Below are 2,805 nucleotides of genomic sequence, written 5' to 3' on the forward strand. Positions count from 1 at the left end.
ATTAAAGCGTCCTACCCATCGTTAAAAAGGGCTCCAGTGAACAAGTGCATCACAAGAACAGCCATATTATAGGTACCGGCACTGTTCATAGCAATAGTGGAGGAAACACCACACTAGCAGGCGCTGTGGTTTCTGCAAACCGTGTAGAGATGGGTGTTGGTGGTGATTTCACCATTACTAGCCAGAGCGATACCGGAAAAACTTCCAGCAAGCAAAATTCTGTTTCTGTTGGCTTTGGTGCTGGAGCAACGGGTGGTGGAGGTTCGATGAGCGCCTCTTTCCAAAAGGACAAATCCTCTAGTGATTATCACAGTGTTGTGGAGCAATCCGGCATTAAAGCAGGGGCAGGCGGTTTTGATATTACAGTTACGGGTGCAACAACCATGACCGGAGGCATTATTTCCAGCACCGCACCAGCGGACAAAAACAGTCTGACCACAGGAAGCATTAGCACCAGTGATATTTCCAACAGTGCGCATGCTAAAGCCAGCAGCCATGGGTTTAGCATTTCTGGTGGCGATGCTTTGCAACAGGGGAAATATGGCATCATAAAAAATATTGCTAAAAATGCTTTAAGTCATGGAAAAGCTAAGGATGCAGCGGAAGGGGAAACCAAATCTGCTATCAGTGATGGCACCATCATCCTCACCGGTGGATCTAACCAGAGGACGATGGGGCAAGATGCTGGACAAATCATCGATGCCCTCAACCGCAACACCGCTACAGCCCACCAAGCCGTTGCACCGGTAGACGCCACATCGCTTGAGGGGGTAGTGCATAATCGCTTAGATATGATCAATGATTTATCGGATGAAGGATTTGATACCTTTGAACAGAGCTTTGTAAACATGTTTATCAAAGAGCATTATCTGGCTACCGTTGAGCACGATGAAAATGGCAATGTGATCTATGCAAAAGATGAAAATGGAAATCCTATAAGAGACAGTCATGGAAACCCGCAGCCGCAATATCATTATTTAACGCCTGAAGAACAACAGAATTTACAAAAAGGTTCTGATGGCAAGGTTCATGTTTTTCTCAATGGTATTTTTACAACACCAGATGAAGCAGCCCATAATGCGGTGCAGTTGGCTGATAACAAGAATGATCCACACTATTTTCTGATGTTTCCCCATAGCGATTCGCTCTTGGTAGAGTTGTTCATTGCAGGGTATCAGTATGCTCTAGAAGGTAAGTTGGGTGCTCTGACCAATTCGACGAAGAAGTACCAGAATCTGTTGTATAGCTTTGGCAATAAAGGATTGCATGTTGATGCCCATAGCCGCGGCAGTATGACAGCGGGCAATGGATCGCATGATTTAGAAAAGCATGGTGTTCATGGTATAGCAAAGAAAACAACGATTAATTTCTTTGGACCAGCTTATAATACTCAAAACATGGCAGATACGTTATATATCTTAAGTGATGGAAAGCAGGATTATGTAAACTTGGAAAATCATAAATATGACTTTGTGGGTACAAAGATTGGCAAAAATCCTTATACCTTTGAGCAAATACCTCCTGGAAGTGGTCCTTGGAAAGAGAGAGGGCAAATATTTAAGGGCTACCCCAGTGTCCATGCTTGTTATGGTAATGCAGGTTCAATATGTCGACAAGCTTATGGTTTACCTAATCGTACGCCAATATATTCAAAATATTCAGGGAGGAAAAAATGAAACAAATCTTGAAATTATTAAGTGGAATAGTTTTGGTTAGTGTAGCTGGATGTAACATCGATAAGCCTCCACCAGGAGTTTTGAGTGCATGGGAGAAGCCAGGAGCAGATTTTACGGAGATAGGAAAAGCCTTGTTAGAATGTGGTATGCCAACCCCTTATGATGTTTTTCCAGAAAATAGAAAGCTAAGCATCAATGCAGAGGCTTCTATTGATGCTTGCATGGTTCAAGCAGGATTCCGCTACAAATGGGGAGGACCATATTGGTGTTATACTTTTAAAGAGAAAAACTTGCCGATTTGTCGTCCAGGTGCTGTCATACCACAGCGCAGTGTCAAGAAGCGCTTGAATAGCCCGTTTTGTAAAAAATATAAAAATGCACCTGAATGCAAACCCTAAGTCTTGCTGTTTGTAATGACCAACAATCCGCCCTCCTTGCCTTCGCTTGGAATGGCGCGATTGTTCCCTCAATCCATCATCTCAACACCCGAGCCCCCATAATTGTTATGCTGATGCAAGCTATGAGTGTAAAGATAATTACGGTTCATTTGATTTTATAAAATTTTATTCCACGAGAACAGGGAACAAAAAATGAAAATACGATTTAACTTATTGAGCCTGCTCATTCTATTAAGTGCTGCTGGATGTGATATTGAAAACATCGACAAATCTCCTCGAGGAGAAGTGGCAGTGTGGGAGAAGCCAGGAGCAGACTTTACCGAGGTAGGAAAAGCTTTACTAGAATGCGGCATGCCGCATCTTAATTATCTTGAGGCTGAAAATCAAAAGCTCAGCAATAATGAAATAGCAACAATTTATGCTTGCATGGTTCAAGCAGGATTCCGTAAAAAATCAGGAGGTCCATATTGGTGCTATAATTATAAAGATCTTCCGATTTGTCGTCCTGGTGCTGTCATCCCACAGAGAAGTGTTGAAAAGCGCTTAAATAGCCCTTATTGTAAAAAGTATAAAAACGCAGATGAATGCCAACCTTAAGTATTGTTGTTTGTGGAAAGTACAATCCCCACATTCATGTGTTCCCATGCTTGTGCGGGATTGTCTCCTCAACCCACAATCTCAACACTGTATGTGAAGCAGTATAACGTAGGGAATACACTTAGTAATCCTAT

3 protein-coding genes are annotated in these 2,805 nt (G+C 42.5%); all 3 read left to right on the forward strand.

The genetic code is table 11. The features are described 5' to 3' along the window. Positions 1 to 17: 17 nt before the first annotated feature. The 3 genes from PVV57_RS09930 to PVV57_RS09940 all read left to right on the forward strand — a co-directional run bounded on the left by PVV57_RS09930 (position 18) and on the right by PVV57_RS09940 (position 2,671). Positions 18 to 1,676, forward strand: coding sequence for a hemagglutinin repeat-containing protein (locus PVV57_RS09930; protein ID WP_342753464.1), 1,659 nt, complete (start codon positions 18 to 20; stop codon positions 1,674 to 1,676). Continuing rightward, entirely contained in the window at positions 1,673 to 2,074 is a 402-nt protein-coding gene (locus tag PVV57_RS09935; protein ID WP_273784004.1) for a hypothetical protein, read from the forward strand. The genes PVV57_RS09930 and PVV57_RS09935 overlap by 4 nt, the downstream gene beginning before the upstream one ends. 192 nt (positions 2,075 to 2,266) lie before the next feature. Further along, positions 2,267 to 2,671 (forward strand): hypothetical protein, encoded by a 405-nt coding sequence (locus tag PVV57_RS09940; RefSeq protein WP_273784005.1) that lies wholly within the window; start codon positions 2,267 to 2,269, stop codon positions 2,669 to 2,671. Positions 2,672 to 2,805 lie beyond the last annotated feature (134 nt).

The sequence above is a fragment of the Bartonella sp. AU15XJBT genome, assembly GCF_028618615.1.
Lineage (GTDB): Bacteria > Pseudomonadota > Alphaproteobacteria > Rhizobiales > Rhizobiaceae > Bartonella.